The sequence below is a fragment of the Paenibacillus sp. FSL P2-0121 genome (assembly GCF_037975345.1).
Classification (GTDB): Bacteria; Bacillota; Bacilli; order Paenibacillales; family Paenibacillaceae; genus Paenibacillus_AQ; species Paenibacillus_AQ odorifer.
This window is the reverse complement of sequence record NZ_CP150245.1, coordinates 5,803,342-5,823,981: the sequence shown is the minus strand read 5'-3', so window position 1 is coordinate 5,823,981 and position 20,640 is coordinate 5,803,342. Positions and strand designations below refer to the sequence as shown.

The 20,640-nt window shown below is 46.5% G+C and carries 19 protein-coding genes and 1 pseudogene; 18 read left to right on the top strand and 2 right to left on the bottom strand.

What is annotated here, in order from left to right:
* Positions 1–78: 78 nt before the first annotated feature.
* From MKY54_RS25690 to MKY54_RS25665, 6 genes and pseudogenes are all read left to right on the top strand, one after another.
* Complete coding sequence (locus MKY54_RS25690) at positions 79–651, top strand: RNA polymerase sigma factor (RefSeq protein WP_076130440.1); 573 nt, start codon at positions 79–81, stop codon at positions 649–651.
* On the top strand, positions 651–1,814 hold the full coding sequence (locus MKY54_RS25685; protein ID WP_339188376.1) for a hypothetical protein: 1,164 nt from the start codon (positions 651–653) through the stop codon (positions 1,812–1,814). The genes MKY54_RS25690 and MKY54_RS25685 overlap by 1 nt, the downstream gene beginning before the upstream one ends.
* Positions 1,815–2,020: 206 nt before the next feature.
* Complete coding sequence (locus MKY54_RS25680) at positions 2,021–3,919, top strand: LTA synthase family protein (RefSeq protein WP_339188373.1); 1,899 nt, start codon at positions 2,021–2,023, stop codon at positions 3,917–3,919.
* Between the two features lie 8 nt (positions 3,920–3,927).
* The gene (locus tag MKY54_RS25675) at positions 3,928–5,343 is read left to right on the top strand and encodes a hypothetical protein (RefSeq protein WP_076302431.1); all 1,416 of its coding nucleotides are present in this window, start codon (positions 3,928–3,930) and stop codon (positions 5,341–5,343) included.
* A 287-nt stretch (positions 5,344–5,630) separates the two neighbouring features.
* Positions 5,631–6,563 (top strand): annotated as a pseudogene (locus MKY54_RS25670) (IS1595 family transposase); the annotation flags it as partial.
* Between the two features lie 77 nt (positions 6,564–6,640).
* On the top strand, positions 6,641–7,555 hold the full coding sequence (locus tag MKY54_RS25665) for a phosphotransferase (protein ID WP_076280494.1): 915 nt from the start codon (positions 6,641–6,643) through the stop codon (positions 7,553–7,555).
* A gap of 328 nt (positions 7,556–7,883) precedes the next feature.
* On the opposite strand, the gene MKY54_RS25660 is transcribed toward MKY54_RS25665, so the two are convergent.
* The gene (locus MKY54_RS25660; protein WP_076130435.1) at positions 7,884–8,636 is read right to left on the bottom strand and encodes an AAA family ATPase; all 753 of its coding nucleotides are present in this window, start codon (positions 8,634–8,636) and stop codon (positions 7,884–7,886) included.
* A gap of 253 nt (positions 8,637–8,889) precedes the next feature.
* Between MKY54_RS25660 and MKY54_RS25655 the strand changes: the two genes are divergently transcribed.
* The 4 genes from MKY54_RS25655 to MKY54_RS25640 all read left to right on the top strand — a co-directional run bounded on the left by MKY54_RS25655 (position 8,890) and on the right by MKY54_RS25640 (position 13,028).
* Positions 8,890–9,990 (top strand): DUF3880 domain-containing protein, encoded by a 1,101-nt coding sequence (locus MKY54_RS25655; protein ID WP_076098583.1) that lies wholly within the window; start codon positions 8,890–8,892, stop codon positions 9,988–9,990.
* 54 nt (positions 9,991–10,044) lie between these two features.
* Complete coding sequence (locus tag MKY54_RS25650) at positions 10,045–11,160, top strand: glycosyltransferase (protein WP_076134266.1); 1,116 nt, start codon at positions 10,045–10,047, stop codon at positions 11,158–11,160.
* Between the two features lie 53 nt (positions 11,161–11,213).
* Positions 11,214–11,384, top strand: a complete 171-nt coding sequence (locus tag MKY54_RS25645; RefSeq protein ID WP_175619029.1) for a hypothetical protein — start codon at positions 11,214–11,216, stop codon at positions 11,382–11,384.
* A gap of 171 nt (positions 11,385–11,555) precedes the next feature.
* Positions 11,556–13,028: a glycosyltransferase family 4 protein gene (locus MKY54_RS25640; RefSeq protein ID WP_339188370.1), complete on the top strand. Its 1,473-nt coding sequence runs from the start codon at positions 11,556–11,558 to the stop codon at positions 13,026–13,028.
* Between the two features lie 258 nt (positions 13,029–13,286).
* Here the strand turns inward: MKY54_RS25640 and MKY54_RS25635 are convergent, their stop codons facing one another.
* Positions 13,287–13,556, bottom strand: coding sequence for a hypothetical protein (locus tag MKY54_RS25635; protein WP_339188367.1), 270 nt, complete (start codon positions 13,554–13,556; stop codon positions 13,287–13,289).
* 123 nt (positions 13,557–13,679) lie between these two features.
* On the opposite strand from MKY54_RS25635, the gene wecB reads away from it, so the two are divergent.
* From wecB to MKY54_RS25595, 8 genes are read left to right on the top strand one after another with little or no spacing between them, the layout of a single operon-like run.
* Complete coding sequence (wecB, locus tag MKY54_RS25630) at positions 13,680–14,774, top strand: UDP-N-acetylglucosamine 2-epimerase (non-hydrolyzing) (protein WP_076195127.1); 1,095 nt, start codon at positions 13,680–13,682, stop codon at positions 14,772–14,774.
* On the top strand, positions 14,764–15,750 hold the full coding sequence (locus MKY54_RS25625) for a polysaccharide biosynthesis protein (RefSeq protein ID WP_036679704.1): 987 nt from the start codon (positions 14,764–14,766) through the stop codon (positions 15,748–15,750). The genes wecB and MKY54_RS25625 overlap by 11 nt, the downstream gene beginning before the upstream one ends.
* Entirely contained in the window at positions 15,747–16,586 is an 840-nt protein-coding gene (locus MKY54_RS25620) for an SDR family oxidoreductase (protein WP_076130430.1), read from the top strand. The genes MKY54_RS25625 and MKY54_RS25620 overlap by 4 nt, the downstream gene beginning before the upstream one ends.
* A complete protein-coding gene (locus tag MKY54_RS25615) occupies positions 16,583–17,554 on the top strand; it encodes an NAD-dependent epimerase/dehydratase family protein (RefSeq protein ID WP_339188363.1) in 972 nt (323 codons plus the stop codon). Before MKY54_RS25620 ends, MKY54_RS25615 begins: the two co-directional genes overlap by 4 nt.
* The gene (locus tag MKY54_RS25610; RefSeq protein ID WP_076130428.1) at positions 17,551–18,267 is read left to right on the top strand and encodes a glycosyltransferase; all 717 of its coding nucleotides are present in this window, start codon (positions 17,551–17,553) and stop codon (positions 18,265–18,267) included. Before MKY54_RS25615 ends, MKY54_RS25610 begins: the two co-directional genes overlap by 4 nt.
* Positions 18,268–18,272: 5 nt before the next feature.
* A complete protein-coding gene (locus MKY54_RS25605; RefSeq protein WP_076141519.1) occupies positions 18,273–18,848 on the top strand; it encodes a class I SAM-dependent methyltransferase in 576 nt (191 codons plus the stop codon).
* 33 nt (positions 18,849–18,881) lie between these two features.
* The gene (locus tag MKY54_RS25600; RefSeq protein ID WP_339188359.1) at positions 18,882–19,604 is read left to right on the top strand and encodes a glycosyltransferase; all 723 of its coding nucleotides are present in this window, start codon (positions 18,882–18,884) and stop codon (positions 19,602–19,604) included.
* Entirely contained in the window at positions 19,601–20,638 is a 1,038-nt protein-coding gene (locus MKY54_RS25595) for a glycosyltransferase family 4 protein (RefSeq protein ID WP_339188356.1), read from the top strand. Before MKY54_RS25600 ends, MKY54_RS25595 begins: the two co-directional genes overlap by 4 nt.
* Positions 20,639–20,640 lie beyond the last annotated feature (2 nt).

Genomic DNA, 20,640 nt, shown 5'->3' with positions numbered 1-20,640 from the left:
TGTTTTTTTATGAGAAAATATGAACATAAGGGAACTAAAGTGCCTTTTATGAGGTCGTATTAAGTGAGGTGAAGCTAATTGGAACTGGAAGGTCTTCAGCATTGCGAGACGATGAATGAACAGCAACTAAGAGAAATCATGAGCCGTTACGGAGAGGATATATGGAATTATATCTATTATCTTACCAAAAATTCTGAACAAGCCGATGATCTGGCTCAAGAAGTATTCATTAAATGTTATTACAGGATTGGAACGTACCGGGGGAATTCTTCATTTAAAGCATGGTTGCTTACGATTGCCAGGAATACTGTTTTTTCGCACCGGAAATCGCGCTTTTTTCGTTCGGGCTTATGGGGTGGTGTACAGCCATTGTCCACGGTTGATGTGAAGCAGCGGGAAAAAACTATCGAACCTCTTGGCGTAGCCCGATCTGCGGAGATGGAGTATTTGGGTAATCAGTCCATTGGTGAGATATGGGATCTAATTATGGCATTGTCTCCAAAGCTGCGCGAAATATTGGTCCTGGATTTGAAATATGAACTCTCTATAAAAGAAATAGCTGAACTGATGAACTTGAGTCACGGAACGGTAAAATCAAGATTGCACCGAGCGCGGCAAAAAATTCAGAACAAATTAAAGGGGGTAGAATGATGGAGGATCATAAACCGGAATGGTATGCTCAGGCCCGAAAAGGACCTTTTGGAAATGAAATGTTTACTATGAGGCATGCAGACAACGTCATTCGCCGAATTCAAGAAGATCAACAGGGAGCGAAATCTTACTCAGGAAAAAGACTGCCTGTGCAATTGTTGGCTGTGGCGAGTTTTATTGTATTGTTGGGCTTAGGTGTATTCTTTCTGAACGGAAGGTTCCTCGGTAATGAATCAAGCAACCCTGCGCAAACTGAGGTTTCGTCGCATTTCACGGAGGCTGAGCTACAGCGGAACGCAGATCAGGTGATGCAGAGTTTACTTGGAAAGACTTATCCGCTAGATCACCGGGAATGGCTTAAGGAGCAACAGCAGATATTTTACTCTTACCAGAAAGGTGAGGACTCCGCATATATCTGGATCAATTATGAGACAGGAGAACTGGTGCAAACGAAGATGAGTAGGATTCTGACAGCTGCGGAGATCGACGCTGAAATGAATACCCGTGCGGAAGAGATCAAGGGCAAACTGGGTTATGCGAATGATTCAGCTTATGAAGTGCTCAGATACGCTGAATATGATGTTACACAACATTCTGGCGTGAAAATTGAGAATAACTTTAGGGCGGAGAAATGGCGTATCGGATTTGTAAATGGTGAATTCGATTACGCATCAGCCACGCTTGAGGCCTCGGCGGTATCAGAAGAGATGCGTCAAGCTGGGGAACAGGCCTTGAAGGTGTTGAGAGGTAACGGAGGTGAAGAGCTTAGTTTAGTATTTCGGGCTATGGACAAGGATCAGGATACGCTTACGCTGCAATACGGATCAAAGGTTTCGGTTACGTTCGATACTGTTACTAGAAGGATTGAGCAGATTAGTGATACAAATCCTCGTGCTAGTGATAAAACAGATCCCAAACAACTAACGGTATTAGACCGGGAGCTGTCTCTAATTGATGGGGATCGCCTACGTGAGAAGGCAGCACCTCTGCTGACTAAGATATTTAGCGTTGCTGATGTGAGCGAATATAGCTTGCTTAAAAGAGATCAGGAGCCCGGGAATCTCACCTTTCATAAGCTTGGCAGTCCTGAGATCACTGTATATTATGATAGTGATTTAACGATCTGGAAGGTAAAAGAGGATTTGCCAGCAAGCCAGTCTTAGATTGAAAGGCATAACATAATAGGCTTAAATAGGGAGGTTCCACAGCCGAAAAGGCGTGGGATTTCCCTATTTGTAGTGGGAGCGAAAGGTGCACATTTTTGATAAAAAAAGTAAGTATTGTTATACTAGAACAATCTGATATTTTACAGAAAAGATGAATAGAGTTCATAATCAGAACAAATGAAAAGGTAAGAGGGGATTAAAACGTGAAAAAGCACGGGCCGAATCGAGCTCAGTTCTATATTGTTGTCCTGCTGCTATGGTTGAAGCTGCTCCTGCTGAGAGTGCTGTTCTTTGATAGAATTGCTTGGGAGTGGATTGCAGCAGATGTTGCTCCAGTCCTCTTCATCATGGGGATACTGACAGTCATTACTCCTTCGCGGGTGAGAACAGCTGTCTATTGGACATTTAACGGGATATTATCGCTGCTGCTGTTCGCAGCCAGTGTATATTTCAATCACTTTGGTTCTGTTCCTACGTATCTGGCTTTATATGAACTGAATCAGGTGTTTCAAGTGAAGGCAAGCGTAGAATCAACGATACAGACTATTGATTATTTATTTTTCGCTGATTTTGTGATCATGGCAATCTATGTCTTGATCCGCAGATGGAAGCATGGAAAAGCCTATCCGCGTGAGCGTGAGCGATTCAGCTCCCGGAACACACGATTGGCACATATGATGGTGATTCTGGTGGCTATTCTTGGAGGTTTTGCCTTATCGGCCAATTCTGTCAATTCTGCGCGGGGAATTACAAATGAGCTTGTGCAGGCAGAAAGTGCCGGATTCCTGAATTATGAGGTCGTTGCCGCAATTAAGGTCAAGGAAGATAACAATCTCATTGGAACCGGAGATATTAAGGATACCATCGCGAAGATTGATGAACTGCAAGCTTCCTATCCTTATAGTAGTAAGGCCGCGGGCACAGCACCTGATTATTTTGGCTCGCAAAAGGGCGAAAATGTAATTGTCATCCAAATGGAAGCTTTCCAAAACTTCCCGCTGCATCAATCCCTGAAGGGTCAAGAGCTGACTCCAGTGTTGAACAAGTTGGCAGATGAGGGATTTTACTTCCCCCATGTCTACCAGCAGATTGGTCCGGGCAATACTTCTGACGCTGAATTTATGAGCAACACGTCGATTTATCCAATCGGGACCTTGGCAATGTCCACTGGATTCGGGGACAGAGAACTGCCGAGCCTACCACGTCTGCTGAGAGATAAAGGATATGAGGCGTACACCTTTCACGTGAATCAAGTGGGCTTTTGGAATCGGAATGAGCTATATCCTGCACTTGGATTTAACGGCTATTATGATAAAGATTATTTTACCAATGATCATTTTAATGCGTTTGGTGCTTCCGATGAACAGCTTTATATTACGGGTGTCGAGAAATTGGCAGAGCTGCAGAAGAAAGGAACTCCTTTCTACGCACAAATGGTGACGGCGTCCAGCCATCATCCCTTCCAAATTCCGGACTCTTTTAAGAAGATATCAGTGCCTGATGAGTTAAAAAACACGATGCTTGGCGATTATTTGACTGCTATTAACTATACTGATTATGCCATTGGAACTTTAATAGAGGGTTTGAAGAAAAATGGAATGTGGGATAACACTGTGCTGGTGATGTATGGCGATCATTTTGGCTTGCAGCCGCAGGATGTGCCACCGGAGCAAGTGGAAAGTGCACTGGGGATTCCATACGATTCCCGAATCAGTCGCTTTAATATTCCATTGATTGTACATGTACCAGGAATGGAGCAAGGGAAGGTAGTAGAGAGAACCGGTGGACAGTTGGATATTCTTCCAACAATAGCTAACCTATTGGGGGTTTCTTTAAAAGAAGAAGGTTATACAGCATTTGGTCATGATCTCTTGAACATTGATCGTAATGTGTTAGGAATGCGGTATTATTTGCCTTCTGGTTCTTTCTTTAATGATGATATTCTCTATGTGCCTGGTAAAGATTTTGCTGATGGTAAAGCTGTGTCGTTGGATACGCTTAAGCCAGTATCGGATTTCACAAAATATCAGACTGATTATGAGTATATTTTGAAGCTAATGAATTTGTCCGACGAATATGTGAAGCTGTTACCACAGAGATAGGGGGAATCATGAAAAAGTTCTGGAAACCGGAGTATCTCGTAGGCCTTGCCGGCTGCGGTATCATTATTTATTTGCTATTCGTAGGGCCATTTATTGGTGTTGCCGATAACGGAGATTTTCTGCGTATGATGAATACCATCGGTCTGAACTACTATGATACTGGAGCATCGTATGCCGACCAGTTTTTCAATTTTAGTCATTCCAGTTTTGCGTATGAAAATTTATTTAGAGGTTTTTATCCATCCTCACAGATTTTTATAGTACTTGTGCCGAGATTGATCGGCGGGCTCATCCATGGCAGCTTTTTTGATGTTCGTTTGCTGGGTGCAGTTTATGGGCTTCTTTTACTGGCGGCAACTTGGCTGCTGGTGAAGTATAATGCTCGTGGCTCTTATGTTACAGGGCTGCTGTTGGGAGCAGCTATCTTATTTGTATTTTACGATATCGGGTATGTGGCCTATTTCAACTCCTTGTTTGGAGAACCAGTGTCGATGGTGTTTATGCTGCTGACATTTGCATTAGGATTAAGATTAACCAGCCAAGAGAAGCCAACCACTAAAGGATTAACCTTATTTTTTATCGCGATTCTGTTTCTGGTCACCTCCAAAATCCAGAATGCACCGATTGGGATTGCCTTTGCACTGATTTTCTTGCGGTTTATGATGCTTGACGGAGAGGGCAAATGGAGGAAGTTGGCGTTACGTTTTTCGATTGCCATCTTTCTTGTATCCATCGTTTTGTATGTGGCAGCGCCAAAAGATCTTAAGCATATTAATCTGTATCAAACGGTGTTTTTTGGGATTCTAAACGAATCGCCGGATGTGAAGGGAGACTTGCAGGATCTCGGATTGCCGGAGCGGCTGGAGGTACTGGCGGGTACAAATTATTTTCAGACCGATACAGTGATTAAGCAGGATGATCCTTCGCTGGTTCCGGACTTCTATGACCGTGTATCTCATAAAGATGTATTGTTCTTCTATCTGAAGCATCCGGACCGGTTGATAGATAATATGAAATATGCTGCGAGTAACAGCATGGCGATTCGCCCGTATTATCTAGGAAACTATGAGAAAAGCGAGAATAAACCAGCAGGTGCATTATCCTATACTTACAGTGCATGGAGCCAATTCAAAAACAAACATATTCCGCACACGCTCGGATTTCTCTCCATATTCTATCTGGTGTATTTTGCGGGAGCTTTGTTCCAGTATTTCCGCAGCAGGGATATTCGTGGCAAAGTTGCCGGCGAGCTGCTGATGCTGCTAGGGCTAATAGGGATTTTCTCCTTCTTGGTTCCGATTCTTGGGGACGGAAGGGCTGACATCGGTAAGCATTTATTCTTGTTTAATGTGTGCTTCGATATGATGGTTGTAGTCATGTTTGGATGGATTGTTCACAAGCTGACGGGGATTGCGAGACGCTAATTTCAAGAACCTATCAAACACAAAATAACACAAAGCAAACAGCAAGTTTCCGATTTGGAGACCTGCTGTTTTTTTTAAAATATGGCTATGTTAAACTTTGTTGTTGATATTTCATAATTACGAACAAGTGTTCTATAATAAGGGCGATATAACTGTTCGGAGATGATTTGCCTATGGATTTAAAGGAACTGAAAAAGCTTGCTGATACGTTGGACGATAATGGTAAGCGAGAACTTATCTACTTTTTGCAGTCCCGAACCAAGGGAGTGGCACTTCCAGTTCGAGCGATTGATGAAATTCAAGAGCAGAAGCATAAAGATGGACTTGTTTGCCCGCATTGCAAAAACCATTCTGTTGTTCGATTTGGAAAGTAGGCTGTAAGAACACGCACTGGAGAGGTTAAACGTCAACGTTACCGTTGTAAGTCCTGTCGCCAAACATTCAATGACCTTACGAACACCCCTCTGCAACGAATGAGGCGACCTCATATGTGGGTTCGTTTTATCGAATGCATGATTGAGGGCTTTTCTCTGAGAAAATGTGCAGAGCAGTTAAACGATGAAGTCACGCATGTCACCTTGTTTTACTGGCGGCATAAGATTCTTTCCGCTCTGAAGCAGATTCCAACCGAAGCATTTCAAGATATTGTTGAAATGGACGAGACCTACTTTCTTTACTCGGAAAAGGGCAAGCGGAATATTACCGAACGCAAGCCACGTAAACGTGGCGGCAAAGCGAAATATCGTGGTATAAGCCACGATCAAGTGTGCGTGCTGGTTGCCCGTGACCGTCAGAAAATGACTTACTCTGGCGTACTTGGGCGTGGACGTATTCGGATTACAAAATTAGACGAAGCGATTGGTGGTCATCTATCTGACTCAAACGTGTTATGCACTGATTCATGGAGGGCATTTAGCTCCTATGCGAATTCAAAAGGCATGACTCATTACCGATTCAAGACCGACGGAAAACAACGTGTGAAAGGCGTGTACCATATCCAAAACGTAAACAGCACCCACAGCCGCTTGAAGAAATGGATGGATCGCTTCAATGGTGTTGCAACAAAGTATTTGCAGAATTACTTGGCGTGGTTTCGTTACATAGACAGCAAGGAATATGAGAATACCGCATCGAATAAGAAAAATATGTTGGTCAAATCGTGCCTGTTTACTGTGACCGACACGAACACCAAACTTCGGCTTTCTGCTTATTCTTGTTAAGCTAACGGGCAGTTATGCGTAACTTTTAGGGAATGTAAACATCTAAATAACGTAAGGAACGAGGAGGCAGACAATTCATGGGAGGAACGAATGTATGGGATGCGGAGTGGGAGGTTAACGAAGAGCAGGCGCGGACGCTGATCGGCAGACAATTCCCTCAGCTGTCATCGAAGCAAGTGAAGCGATTGGGCTGGGGTTGGGACAATACGGTTTTTCTCATCGGTGACGAGTACGTGTTCCGGTTTCCAAGAAGAACGATTGCAGTTGGCTCGATTCGTATGGAAGGGAAGCTGCTGCCAAAGCTGGAGACATATATAACCATCCCCTATCCGAAACCGTTGTTTTATGGCGAAGCAAGTGACGAATACCCGGCACCATTTCTTGGCTATGACTACGTGCTAGGAGATTTCCCAATCGGTTTGACGGAAGAACGCCGGGCTTTATCGGCAGAGACGCTGGCGAAATTTTTGCGGAGATTGCATGAGTTTCCGGTGCAGGCGGCGCTGGAGTGCGGAGTTCAGCAAGATCATCGAAACTTGACGGACATAGCATCGCGCAAAGTGAAATTGGAGGGCTTTCTATCGAAGGTGGTTGAACACTTGTCGCCGGAGGAGTCCGGTGTGATCGAAGCGTATATTAGCAGGCTGCAAAAGGACCGTGTCGAGGCGGTGAATGCACTGCTACATGGCGATCTTCATTTCAAAAATATGCTTGTGAATGAGAACGGGATCGTTTCCGGCATCATTGATTGGGGCGATCTGAGCGTAGGCCATCCGGCTTGCGATTTGAGCGTTGCTTATAGCTTTTTACCACCTTACGCTCGCGGCGTGTTTTTCGAAACGTACGGAGGAGCGGACGAGGAAACGAAGCTGCTGGCGCGGCTAATCGCGGTATACATCCCCATACTGATCTTAATGCAAGCGGTCGATGACGGGAATGAAGCAATTGCGGCAGAGGCGAAATCCAACATCATGCGGGCACTGTCGGATTAGGCTTATTATTTCGTTGCGGCTATGGGGCTATGGCTATCGGCACCATTTTGTCGTTTAAAGGCCGCGATAAGGTACGATCCGCCTTCTCTGATGCCGCTTTATGTTGAGGAACACGAAATTCAACAGAGTAAGTCGTTGCGCTAACGGGACACGATAGCTAGCAATAAACCGCCTTTTCAACGAAGGCGGTTTTCTTATGGTCAAATATCAACATTAGAATTTAACATAGCCAAAAATATAAGAATTTATATGTTCCATGTTGTAAATATCCTTATATTTCTCGCTTAAACGCTTACCGTCCTTAAAGGGACGTCGAAGTCGTGTATGCTTATTCATCTTCAAATAACTCACGCAACATCCCTTGACGATCGTTCATAAACGCTTTGGTCACGGTATAATGTTCGGTTTCCTCCAAGGCGACGGACCGTATTCCCTCCCCCTCCAAGAGAAAAATTTCAGCGCCGGGATAGGACATCAGAATGGGGGAATGTGTTGCGATAATGAATTGTGAATCTTGCCCGACCAGCTCATGCATACGCACCAGCAGAGACATTTGACGTAAGGGGGAAAGCGCTGCTTCAGGCTCGTCGAGGATATAAAGACCGCGGCCGCCGAAACGGTGAACGAATGTAGCTAAAAAAGACTCTCCGTGGGATTGCTCATGCAGAGATTTGCCTCCGTAGGAGTCTTTGATCGGTGGGCCACCGGGTTGTTCATCCAACTCATCAATATAAGAAGCCACATTATAATAACTCTCCGCACGCAGAAAAAAGCCGTCCTTCGGCCGTCTAACCCCTCTAGCAATTCTAAAATACTCATAAAGATTCGAATGCGAGGAACGAGTGTTAAAAGAAAAGTTTAGCGTTCCACCCTCAGGGTTAAAGCCCCAAGCAGCAGCAATTCCCTCTAACAAGGTTGATTTGCCTGTGCCGTTCTCTCCAACAAGAAAGGTCACTGGTTTTTGAAAAGTCAGGCGATCCAGCGTTCGAACAGCAGGCAGATGAAATGGATAGGTTTGAAAGGATGGCACCAGATCACGCAGCAGCTCCGCGTGTCGCAAATACAACGTGGTGTTATTCATAGTTCCCCCCTTGTGAATTTCAAAAAGTAATCATCTTCGGACAGATTGGACAGAGATGACAAGTTTAGTGCCTCTAGCTAGACCTTTATAGTATAACAGCATCCAGCGAGTGGATGAAATCTGGTGGGGTTCGGGCAAGCCGGGCAAAAGACAGGGTACATCTGCCAATTTAGTTCTAGTAATGACAGATGTCCATGAGGCGAGTGCTGACTCCGCATATAGTTATACTGTCTTGAGAATACAACGGGGCAGGGTGAAGGCCGTGAAAGCGAAAAGGAGAAAACACAAGCGTCCGCGAGATTATCGCGACGGTTATCACGAAGGATATCGTCTTGGCATGTGTGAGGCTGTGCAGCGTCGGAGTACTGTAGAGGTCGAAGCCTGTCGGCCATTTAAGCTAATGTATGTTCCTCAAGGGTTCCATGCAATCGATACTGGGGTAATTGAGGCGCTTCAGCAGCTTGTAAGTGAGCTTGTGATAAGCACTCCAGAAACTATGCTGGAGACCGCAGCTCGGGAGATGCCCGGGGCAGTGCTGGTTATGAATGGACTGCATGTTTTTCCGGAAAATCATTTAGAACAGATTACAGAAATCAGAAAGCTGGGCATTCGGACTGCGATCTGGTTTGTGGATGATCCTTATTTTACAGAGGATACTTCAGTGATTTGCCGGCATTATGATCACGTCTTTACGCATGAGCTCGGTTGTGTGGAGTTTTATCAATCCTTTGGAGTTCCATCCGTTCATTATTTACCGCTTTGCGTCAATCCAAAGATGTTCTATCCGCGCCGTACGGCACCGCAGTATAAGTACGACATTGTGTTTATTGGCAATGCATTTCATAATCGGACAGCGCTGTTTGATGAACTTGCCCCCTATTTAAAGGATAAGAAGGTGCTGATCGCTGGCGGCTTCTGGGAACGGCTTGCGACTTATGACCAGCTTGCCCCTTTTATTAGCAATGGCTTTATCCCACCTGAGGAAACTGCGAACTATTACAGTGGTGCAAAGCTAGTCATTAATATTCACCGTCCGTGGGAGGAGGGGCAGGATAACCGGAATAGCTTCCGTTTACCATCACGCTCTATCAACCCACGTACTTATGAGATCAGTGCCTGCGGTACTATGCAGCTTACGGATGTTCGTGAGGATCTGGGCAATTATTATCGGCCAGGTTATGACTTGGATACTTTTGGCTCTGCTAAGGAATTGCAGGAGAAGATTGAGTACTATCTGAAGCATGAAAAAGAGCGCCGAATTTACGCTTTACGGGGACTACAGACAACCATGCGGAACCATACATTCACTGCGCGTTTGCCTCATTTGCTGAATGTGATTGCTTCAAGTGTATGAAATCTATAACGGGATAAAGGAGCGAGGATGATGATAAACAACAATGAATTTATTATGCCTGCACCACCGCTACCACTGACACCTCCAGAGGAAGAAAAGCTTCGTGGTCGTCTGAGTGGTTTTAAGGGCGGATATGATGAGGGATATTTACGGGGACGGCTTGCGATTTTAGATGGTCGGCCAGAAGAAGTATTTCCTGTACGGAATATTCATGTAATGTATGTGGCTTCTGGTAAAGGATATCCCTACTCTCCATTAGACGATGCAGTCCTCTACGCGCTGCAAAAATTAACCACACAAGTCACGATAACAGATGTGCGTCAAAACTTAGTGGAGTTAGCCGCCGCTCAAAGACCGGATCTGGTACTTGTGCTGGATGGTATGGATTTACCGCTTGAGCAGATCTCCGTTCTTCGGGCTAGCGGGATTAAGACAGCCATTTGGCTTACAGATGATCCTTATTACACTGATTTTACAGTTAAAATTGTGGCGCATTACGATTTTGTGTTCACGCTTGAGCGTAATTGTATTGATTTTTATAAGGGACTTGGCTGCCCTGAAGTTCATTATCTTCCTTTTGCCGCTCACCGCGAGCATTACCGTCCAACTACAACACGTTCACCATTGAATCGCGAAGTTAGTTTTATTGGCTCTGCCTATTGGAACCGGGTTAATTTCTTCCGTGAGATTCTTCCGGATTTGATGAACTATAACACGGTGATTAACGGCATCTGGTGGGACCGTCTGCCTGAGGCGGCACTCTATGGAGATCGAATTGAGATTGGTAAGTGGATGTCACCACAGGAAACAGCGGTAGCTTACAGCGGATCCAAAATCGTCATTAACCTCCACCGCTCGCACATTGATGAAGTAGTGAACAACAATACGCTTTCGATTCCGGCGGTATCTCCTAATCCGCGTACTTTTGAAATCGCGGCTACGGGTACGCTGCAATTAGTGGATGCCAGAGATGATATGGGATCTTTCTACAAACCTGGTGAAGAAATTGAGACTTTTGCAAGCCCTCAAGAAATGATGGATAAAATCCGTTATTACCTGACTCATGAGGAAGAACGCCGTGCGATTGCCCTGCGCGCTTTTGAACGGACGCTTAAGGATCACACCTACACCAAACGTATACACCAGCTGTTAACAGTAATTTATGGCTAGGTCATATGCCCGGAAATGGAACGGAAATGTGCGCTTACCAGGGGACAGGTGTCGTGCCGGCATCTGTTTTTCCTCGATATACTGTAGAACCGAACCTCAGCTTATGCCTGTGGCCTGATGAAAAGAAGCAACGTCTGGAGCGGGCTTGTATAGCGGAGCGGAAGCGACTGGCTAGATTCGAGAGCAGAGTGGAAGTGAAGGGGCGAAGCTCGGGAGCGAATTGAAATTGACTGACGAGATTCTAGAGCGAAGCGGAAGCGATGTTGCGAGTCACAGGAGCGACCATTTTCAAAGAGAGTTTTACTGCGAAGGATAGAACTTAGCGCTAAGTTTGTAAATTTTTTAAGGAGGTGAATGGCTGCTCCAGGCCCCTCGTTAGGGAGCGCCGAAACGCCATGGCTGACAAAGCTACAATCGTCCTCTTTTCACATGTATCCAATACACGCAGTATTACGGGAGCGGAGAAGCTATTGTTGTTTTTCGCTCAGGAGCTTTCTCCGTACTTTAATTGTATTCTCGTTGCGCCTCAGGACGGCAAGCTGACTTCTCAGGCTCGAAGCTGTGGAATAAGTGTACAGTTGCTTTCGATTCCTCTTTTATATGGAATGTACACTCCTTATGCAGGGTTGGAGGCAGATGCTCAGAAATTCCAGGAAAGCAGGGAGTATCACGAATTAACAGACTGGCTGAATTCCCTGCGCCCGGCGTTTGTTATTACAAGTACCTGTGTGCATGCTCTGCCAGCAATGGCTGCAAAGTCACTGGGCATTCCGGTGATATGGAAAATATCAGAGACGATAACAGACAATGAATATACACCTATTAGTGTAGGGCTGATTCATCGGAATAGTGATGAGATACTAGCTATTTCACAAACAGCTGCAGCTTGCTTTCCAGAGGACGTGAGAGCGGAAAAAGTGATCCAGCTGCCTCCCTCTTGGAATGATAAAGAGATGATGATTGAGGCTTGGAGCAAGCTTCGGAGCGAACGGCGGCGGGAATTGCGGGTTAAACCGCATGAACAGCTGATCGGTTATATTTCTTCTTTTATCAACAAAGAAAAAGGTCTAGAACATTTTGTGAAAATGGCTGTGCTTGTGCACGCGGTTCATCCAAGCTCGAAATTTGTTGTCATTGGGTCAGCTGGCGATAAAAGCTATTATGAGCGTTGTGTCCGCAAGGTAAAGCTTGAGGGACTGTACACCCGGTTTAAATTTGTTGGTTATGCTGAATGTCTTCCATCTGCTTATTGCGCCATGGATGTGCTAGTGGTTCCTAGTCTGATCCGCGAAGGCTTCGGCATGACTGCTCTGGAAGGAATGGCTTTTGGAAAGCCCGTGGTCGCTTACGACTCTGGGGGCTTGCGAGAAATTCTGCACGCAGCGGGCTGTGGCGAAAATCTCGTGCCAGCATCGGACATTTCCGCGCTGGCAGAAAGAGTCAACGTCATGCTGGCGCAGCCGGGATTAGCGTTGACTCTAGGCAGTCAAGCGCGGGAGCGCGTCGACGCCGTCTATGGTCCGGCGGCTTATCGGAGCCGCCTGCAGGGTCTTGCGGAGATGTGGAACCTCCGCTATTGCAGCGCACCTGCGGTGCACGAGGCTGACAGCGTGGTGGTGGTGGAACCACCTGCTGTCCAGCCTGATTTACCCGCAGCGTCGCCGGCTTTGCCGGCGCGAAGCAAGGGCCTGCCAAGCCGCGTCGCCCGCAAGCGGCGCGGCAAAGCCCGGGCGCGCCGGCGAAGCGGGCGTCCGTTGGTTTTGCGCCGCGTTGCTCGCAAGCGGCGTAAAGGTTCTGCCCGGCGGCGCAGCACCACCGGGGGCAAGCGCCGCCGGGCCCGCCGCGGTGGGCGGCGGCGCGCGGCGTAAATGCCTCGATTGCAGCGAACCGGCAGGCTGAGCGCAAAGAGAGGCATATTTGCCCTCGAATGCGTCGAATTCGGCAAGCTGAGCGCAAAGAGAGGCATATTTGCCCTAGATTTCGTCGAATTCAGCTAGCTGAGTGCAAAGAGGGGCATATTTGCCCTAGATTTCGTCGAATTCAGCTAGCTGAGCGCAAAGAGAGGCATATCTGCCCTAGAATGCGTCGAATTCGGTAATCTGAACGCAAAGAGAGGCATAAATGCCCTAGAATGCGTCGAATTCGGCAAGCTGAGCGCAAAGAGAGGCAGTTATGCCCTTGAATGCAGCGAATTTAGCTAGATGAGCCCAAAGAACGGTATAAATCCCGCAAAAAGAGCTCATTCCAGCAACCAGAGCCAAATGAGCGGTATAAATCCCGCAAAAAGAGCTCATTCCAGCAACCTGAGCCCAATGAGCGGTATAAATCCCGCTAAATGATCTCATTCCAGCAACCTGAGCCCAATGAGCGGTATAAATCCCGCTAAATGATCTCATTCCAGCAACTTGAGCCAAATGAACGGTACATTTCCCGCTCAATGATCTCAATCCAGCAACCAGAGCACAGTCCGCTGACTGAGCCAAGTCAGACCATAATTAAACAGGCAGGGGAGTGAACTCATGAAGATCATGACGATTTTAGGCACGAGGCCTGAAATCATTCGCCTCAGTGTAATCATTCCGCTTCTCGACGAACATGCTGAGCGGCACATCCTGGTGCATACAGGCCAGAACTTCACCGCCAGTCTCAGCGGCATTTTCTTTGCTGAGCTGGGACTGCGGGCACCGGATTATGTGCTGCAGGATAAACAAGCAGGACTAGGCGGCCAGCTTGCCGCCATGTTCGGAGGGCTAGAAAGCATTTTACTAAAAGAACAGCCAGATCGCGTCTTGCTTCTGGGCGATACGAACAGCGCGTTATGCGCGATTTTGGCTGAACGTATGGGAATTCCGGTGGTGCATATGGAAGCGGGCAACCGCTGCTATGACCTCCAAGTACCAGAAGAGAAAAACCGCCGTGTCATCGACGCCGTTTCGACCATTAATATGCCTTATACGCAGCAGAGCAAAAGACATCTAATCAGCGAAGGTTTCCCTAGCAGGCGTATCGTGTTAACAGGAAATCCGATCCATGAGGTCATGACCCACTTTGAGCACAAAATCCAGACCAGCGACATTCTGGAGCAGCTGAAGCTTACCGCAGGACAGTATTTCCTAGTCACGGCCCACCGTGCTGAGAATGTAGATGATCCAGAGTCCCTTGTACAAATTATGTCGGGTCTTAACGCAGTGGCTGAGCATTTTGGAATTCGTTTAATATGCAGCATTCATCCTCGCACTCGCTCCAAACTTACCGAGCAATTTTCCCTTCCAATGAACCCACTAGTTGAATTTCATGAACCTTTCGGATTTTTTGATTTTGTCTACTTGGAACAGCACGCCTTATGTGCCATCACCGACAGCGGGACTGTACAGGAGGAATGCTGCTTGATGAAAGTGCCAACAGTTACGATTCGCAGAACGACGGAACGTCCAGAAACAGTGGATTGTGGCAGCAATGTAGTCTCAGGTGTAGATCAGAAAAGTATTCTGCGCAGCGTCAAGCTGATGACGGCGCTCAATCGGGATTGGGAGGCACCGGAAGGATACATGACTCCGGATGTTTCGGTCAAGGTAGTTAAATTCTTGCTTGGAGGGAACCTGCATGTTCAATAATAAAAGGATTGTGGTCACAGGCGGAACTGGTTCCTGGGGGCATGAGCTGATTAGGCAACTTCTGCCACAAAATCCTAAGGAAATCATCGTATTCTCCCGCAGTGAATCCGCTCAAGTGGCGATGAGCCGGGAGTTTGAAGATCAACGTCTCAGCTTTATCATTGGCGATATCCGTGACAAGGATGCGCTGATTGCAGCCTGCCGTGGCGTTGATTACATCTTTCATCTGGCGGCGCTCAAACATGTTCCAGTCTGTGAAGATCAGCCTTATGAAGCACTCAAAACCAATGTAGTGGGAACTCAAAATGTGATCGAAGCTGCCATTGTAAATGGCGTTGAGAAAGCAATTTACATCTCTACCGATAAGGCTGCGAACCCATCCAACTTCTATGGAATGACCAAAGCGATCGGGGAGAAATTGTTCGTTTATGCCAATCTGATTGGCTCAAACACCCGGTTCGTTACTGTACGCGGAGGTAATGTGCTCGGAACGAACGGCAGCGTAGTGCATTTGTTCATGAAGCAGATTAAAGATAAGGGTCAGGTACGCATTACGGATATGAAAATGACCCGCTTCTTTTTTACCCTACGCGATGCTATTACGTTATTATTTAAAGCTTCTGAGGTTAGCTTGGGTGGAGAAATCTTCGTCATGACTATGCCTACCTGCCGAATTATCGATCTTGCTGAGGTGCTGATTGAGGCTTCCGGAGAGTCCAATGTGAGTATTGTTGAGACCGGGATTCGTCCGGGGGAGAAAATCCACGAGATTCTGATGAGCGATTTCGAAAGCTTAACTACCGTTGTCTACGATGAACAGTATCTAGTAATTCTCCCTACGCTGAACATGCCGGAATTAAAGGCACATTATAGCGCTTATCCTCATGTCTCTTTCAATAGCTTCAGTTCAGAGACGAATCTGATGGATCGGGAAGAGATCAAAAGCATCTTGATCCGGGGAGGGTTCCTGCAATGAAGCTGCTTATCCTAGGTGGAAACGGTATGGCGGGGCATATGCTGGCGGATTATTTTCGCCGCCAGGGCAAGCATCACGTCTTCCATACAACCCGGGATAAGAGCGATCTTGGCGGGCTGTATGTAGATGCGAACGATATAGCCGGAGTTGAGAAGCTGGTCGATATCGTTTCCCCTCATTGCATTATCAATGCAATGGGGGTTCTCAATCAATTCGCGGAGCGTGACAAAATTGGGGCTTACCACGTGAATGGCTTTCTCCCTCATCACTTGTGGCGAAAGGCGGAGGATGTTCAGGCAAGGCTCATTCATATCAGTACCGACTGCGTGTTCGAAGGAACACGCGGAGGGTACACCGAAGAGGATGCTCCTGATGGAACCTCTGTATATGCAATTTCGAAAAGTCTCGGTGAGGTGCAAAAACCCGGGCATCTTACGATTCGCACTTCCATTATTGGTCCCGAAATCCGCTCAGGCGGTATTGGTCTGATGGATTGGTTCCTGGCGCAGAGTGGTAAAGTTTCAGGATACCGGCGGGTGATGTGGAACGGGGTCACAACGCTCCAATTAGCCAAAGCAGTGGATGTAATGCTGGATTCCCCCGTATCGGGGCTAATCCATTTAGCGCATCCAGAGCCGGTAAGTAAATATGAGCTGCTTCAGCATATTCAGGCGGCTTTTCATAAAGAAAATGTGGAGATCATCCCTGAGGATGAACATATTCAGGATCGTACACTAGTGAATACAAGAGCGGATGTCCTCTTGCCGCTGCCTTCATATCCTTTAATGCTGCAGGAACTGGCTGACTGGATGAAACAGTCAGAGATGTATTTATGACAGGTCAAAGACTTCTGATTACCGGAGCCGGTGGATTTACCGGGCAACATGCCGTTCGATTATTTTCGGCAGGAGGGGCTGAGGTTATCGCTGTATTGCGGCCGCAATCGACAGCTGCCTCCACTCTTTTTCCAGAAGGAGTAAAGATATATATTTGTGATTTAAGTGACCGGAAAGCAGTAGCTGAGATGATCAAGCAAACTACACCGGACGCTGTCCTTCATTTGGCTGGGAAGAACTCCGTACCCGAGTCATGGCTTAATCCCTTGCTTTATATGGAGACCAATGTGATGGCCACCTTATATTTACTGGAGGCCATGCGAAGCCTGCCGAGCAGTCGGATTCTAGTGGCTGGCTCCAGACTTAAGTTCAAACCGGGTATGGTGGCTGGGCCACCACACCCGTACAGTCTTAGCAAAACAATAGAAGAGCTGGTGTCCCTCGCTTGGGGCACCTTATTTAAACAGCCGGTTCTGCTGGCTGAGCCCTGTAATCTGATTGGTCCCGGTCCTTCCACCGGCTTCTGCTCTTTATTAGCACAGCACATTGTCCGAAGTGAAGGCCAGCCAGAAGAGGAAATACCTCCATTTAAGCTCTCTTCTCGTTATGCGCTGCGTGATTTTTTAGATGTAAGAGATGCCGTTAGAGCTTATGATTACATTTTGCGTAAAGGTACAAATGGAACCATCTATCGCATCGATTCGGGGAAGCAGCGGGAACTCGGGGAGATCGCGGAGCAGTTGCTCAGTCATTCTGTAGGTCCAGTGCCAATGGACTGGGGACCTGCAGATGCTGAACGGGCTATTTCAGAGATCGCAGCCACAGCGGATAAGAAGGTTCATTCAGAAGCATCAACCCCTGAGGCTGATGTGACTTCACTGGGCTGGCTTCCGGAAATTGGGCTTAACCAATCGTTAATGGATATTCTGAATTATTACCGAGTTAGCGGGGAGGGGAGGTTGTTATGAGACCGAAGGTTTCGGTAGTGATTCCTTTTTATAATTGTCCTTATATTGAGCACGCCCTGCAAAGTGCGTTCTCCCAGTCTTGGGAACCTTACGAAATCATTGTTGTCGATGACGGCTCGCATGCCCATAGCAATCTAATTACACCGTATCTTTCCCGAATTCATTATTTGGGCAAAGGCAATGGGGGAACCGCCTCCGCACTGAATCACGGCATATTGAATGCAACGGGTGACTATGTGGTCTGGCTTAGCTCGGATGATTTATTTTATCGGGATAAGATCAACAATCAGGTTCTGTTCATGGAGCAGAACCACTTGTTAATCTCCTATACCAACTTTAATTATATTAACGCTCAATCGCAGCTGGTTCAGCTGAATGCTGCGCCATTGTTTCCTAGTCACCTGGATTACTTACGTTGTTTTTTACACGGTAATCCCATTAATGGCTGTACAGTGATGTTTAAACGAGAGGTATTTGGAGCCATCGGGCTTTTTGATGAATCACTTCCTTACACCCATGATTATGACTTATGGTTCCGCGCCATTCTGAACGGATATCCACCGGTGATGTTGAATCAATCCCTCACAGCTTACCGGACGCATGAGGGCATGGGAACGATCAAATATTTTGATGTAATTATGGCAGAGGCAGCTGCGACCAATGCCCGCTACAAGAATTCGCTGCAGCACTTGATTTCTTCTATGGGGGGCTGAAGGTAATGTACCGGGAAATTGAAGTGAATGACTTTCTGCCAGTCTTACTGGAACAGTTGAAATTCTGCCAGAGTATTCTGGATATCGGCAGCGGCACCGGTACCCTGCTTGAACGATATGAAGCCGCAGTAGTGCTTGGATTAGAAATTCACAGGCCGTACCTGCTGCATCGTCAATATAAGTCACCTCATATTATTCCGGTACATGCAGATGCCAGTCATATGGATAAATTATTCCTCCCCAAAACATTTTCAGCGGTTACCTTTATTGATTCAATAGAGCACTTTAATAAAAATGAAGCGAAGACTCTGCTAGGGATGGCCGAAAGAATCGCCAATAACCGAGTAGTTGTATTTACCCCTCGGGGCTTTTTTCCACAGGAGGGTATGGATCATTATCATTTGCAGGGAGAGTATTTTCAAAAGCATCGGAGCGGATGGGAGCCGGAGGATTTTATTGCACTTGGGTATGAGGTAACGGTACTTAAAGGTTTCCATCATGCCCAAAACCCATCGTTTCGTGAAGCATTCGGGGAGGGCCATGCACCAGTAGATGCCCTGCTTGCTTGTAAAACAGTATAAAAGTTGAGCTCCGGGTGAAGGAGGTGAGCGCGTATGAGTGAAGAACCTAAAGTATCGGTGATCATCCCATTTTATAACTGTTCGTATGTGGATCTCGCCATCCAAAGTGTCTTGGATCAAAGCTATCCGAATATAGAACTTATTGTAGTCGATGACGGTTCTACCCTATGGCTGGAGAAGTTGGCCCCCTTCCGTGACAGAATCATTTATATACAAAAGAGTAATGGAGGGACGGCTTCTGCTTTGAACAAAGGGATAGAAGTGGCTACCGGAACGTATTTTGCCTGGCTCAGTGCAGATGATCAATTTCACCCGGATAAAATCAAAAACCAAATAGAAAAGCTCAAAAGTACGGGTACTTTGTTTAACTATACAGCTTATTATTATATAAATGAGCAGGGAGAACGGATCTCAGATACGGTAAGTATGCTTTTTAGCAGCAGAGCCCATTTTATTGAGACTATGATGTTGGGTTGTCCGGTGAATGGGAGTACAGTTCTTCTTCATATGGATATATTTCGTGCTGTAGGAACGTTCGATGAAATGTTGTTATATACTCAAGACTATGATTTATGGCTGCGTATTTTACCGCATTTTAGCTGGTCTTATATTGAGTATCCGCAGCTTGATTATCGAGTGCATCAAGAGATGGGCTCAGTGATTTATAGTGAGGCGCAGAAAAGAGAGATAGAACTGGTACAAGCAAAACATCATGGGGTTCTATCGCATCTGCTGCTAAAGGAGAGAGGGGAATGAAATTAATATTTCCTGTTCTAACTCTATCTAGGGGCGGAGCACAACGGATGCTGGCAGAACTGGCTAATCGTCTGTCAGAGATCGGTCATGAAATTACGATCCTCTTGCCCAGCGATGGTGTCGTTGAATACGAGATAAATTGTGAATTGCGTTATGCGGCAGATGGTGATTTGTCGGCCAGCGATTTTCCAGTGGGGGACGTGATTGTCTCCAACTTTTATACCACAGTCGAGGTATCGCAGCAGGCAAGTAATGAGGGAAAAGGGATTCATATTCGTTTAGCGCTTTGCTACGAGCCCACTTTTTTACCTGACAATAGCCGTTCTTTTGCATCCTATAGTTTAACCAGCAATCTGCTTGTACTATCCCGTTGGCAGCAAGAAATCGTCCAGATGAATCATGGGATTAAGGGGACAATCGTGCCCATTGGTGTGAATCCTGTTTTTAGAAATTTGAACATTCGTGAACCTGAAAATAAGCTTGTAGTTTCCGCGGTTATGCGAAAGCCAGAGGGTGGATTCTCAGGCCATCGTGAACAAGACTATTTGCTTGAACAGTTAAATCGGGTCAGAAGACTTCATCCAGAAGTTGAACTTTATTTGATCATTCCTCCTGGTGAATTTGCTGAGTCGACTACCCTGCAAACTTTATTAGCGGACGAACGATATCATATAAGGACTCCTGCAAATGATACTGAGCTTTGTTACCATTATAGTGAGAGCGATATTTTTGTAAGCTCAAGTACGTATGATACGGGATCGTTACCAGGCATCGAGGCTATGCGTTGTGGAGCAGCACTCGTTACTGTTTACTCCGGTGGGAATATGGAATATGGCAAGCATGGCCATAACTGCTTAATGTCCTACCGGTTTGAGAATCGGCTCGCGGATGATATCATAACCTTAATTAAAGACCCGGATTTACGCCAGCGGCTGGCTCGTAAGGGGGAGCAGGATTCACAGCATTTCACTTGGGAAAAAAGCACACAATTGTTTCAGAATGCACTGTTTGAGATCGTAGCGAGGAACTCTTAATA

Coding starts and splice junctions, on each gene's coding strand:
- MKY54_RS25685 (WP_339188376.1), top strand. CDS start 651: ATGGAGGATCATAAACCGGAATGGTATGCTCAGGCCCGAAAAGGACCT.
- MKY54_RS25675 (WP_076302431.1), top strand. CDS start 3,928: ATGAAAAAGTTCTGGAAACCGGAGTATCTCGTAGGCCTTGCCGGCTGC.
- MKY54_RS25665 (WP_076280494.1), top strand. CDS start 6,641: ATGGGAGGAACGAATGTATGGGATGCGGAGTGGGAGGTTAACGAAGAG.
- MKY54_RS25660 (WP_076130435.1), bottom strand. CDS start 8,636: ATGAATAACACCACGTTGTATTTGCGACACGCGGAGCTGCTGCGTGAT.
- MKY54_RS25650 (WP_076134266.1), top strand. CDS start 10,045: ATGCCTGCACCACCGCTACCACTGACACCTCCAGAGGAAGAAAAGCTT.
- MKY54_RS25640 (WP_339188370.1), top strand. CDS start 11,556: ATGGCTGACAAAGCTACAATCGTCCTCTTTTCACATGTATCCAATACA.
- MKY54_RS25635 (WP_339188367.1), bottom strand. CDS start 13,556: ATGAGATCATTTAGCGGGATTTATACCGCTCATTGGGCTCAGGTTGCT.
- wecB (WP_076195127.1), top strand. CDS start 13,680: ATGAAGATCATGACGATTTTAGGCACGAGGCCTGAAATCATTCGCCTC.
- MKY54_RS25625 (WP_036679704.1), top strand. CDS start 14,764: ATGTTCAATAATAAAAGGATTGTGGTCACAGGCGGAACTGGTTCCTGG.
- MKY54_RS25620 (WP_076130430.1), top strand. CDS start 15,747: ATGAAGCTGCTTATCCTAGGTGGAAACGGTATGGCGGGGCATATGCTG.
- MKY54_RS25615 (WP_339188363.1), top strand. CDS start 16,583: ATGACAGGTCAAAGACTTCTGATTACCGGAGCCGGTGGATTTACCGGG.
- MKY54_RS25610 (WP_076130428.1), top strand. CDS start 17,551: ATGAGACCGAAGGTTTCGGTAGTGATTCCTTTTTATAATTGTCCTTAT.
- MKY54_RS25605 (WP_076141519.1), top strand. CDS start 18,273: ATGTACCGGGAAATTGAAGTGAATGACTTTCTGCCAGTCTTACTGGAA.
- MKY54_RS25600 (WP_339188359.1), top strand. CDS start 18,882: ATGAGTGAAGAACCTAAAGTATCGGTGATCATCCCATTTTATAACTGT.
- MKY54_RS25595 (WP_339188356.1), top strand. CDS start 19,601: ATGAAATTAATATTTCCTGTTCTAACTCTATCTAGGGGCGGAGCACAA.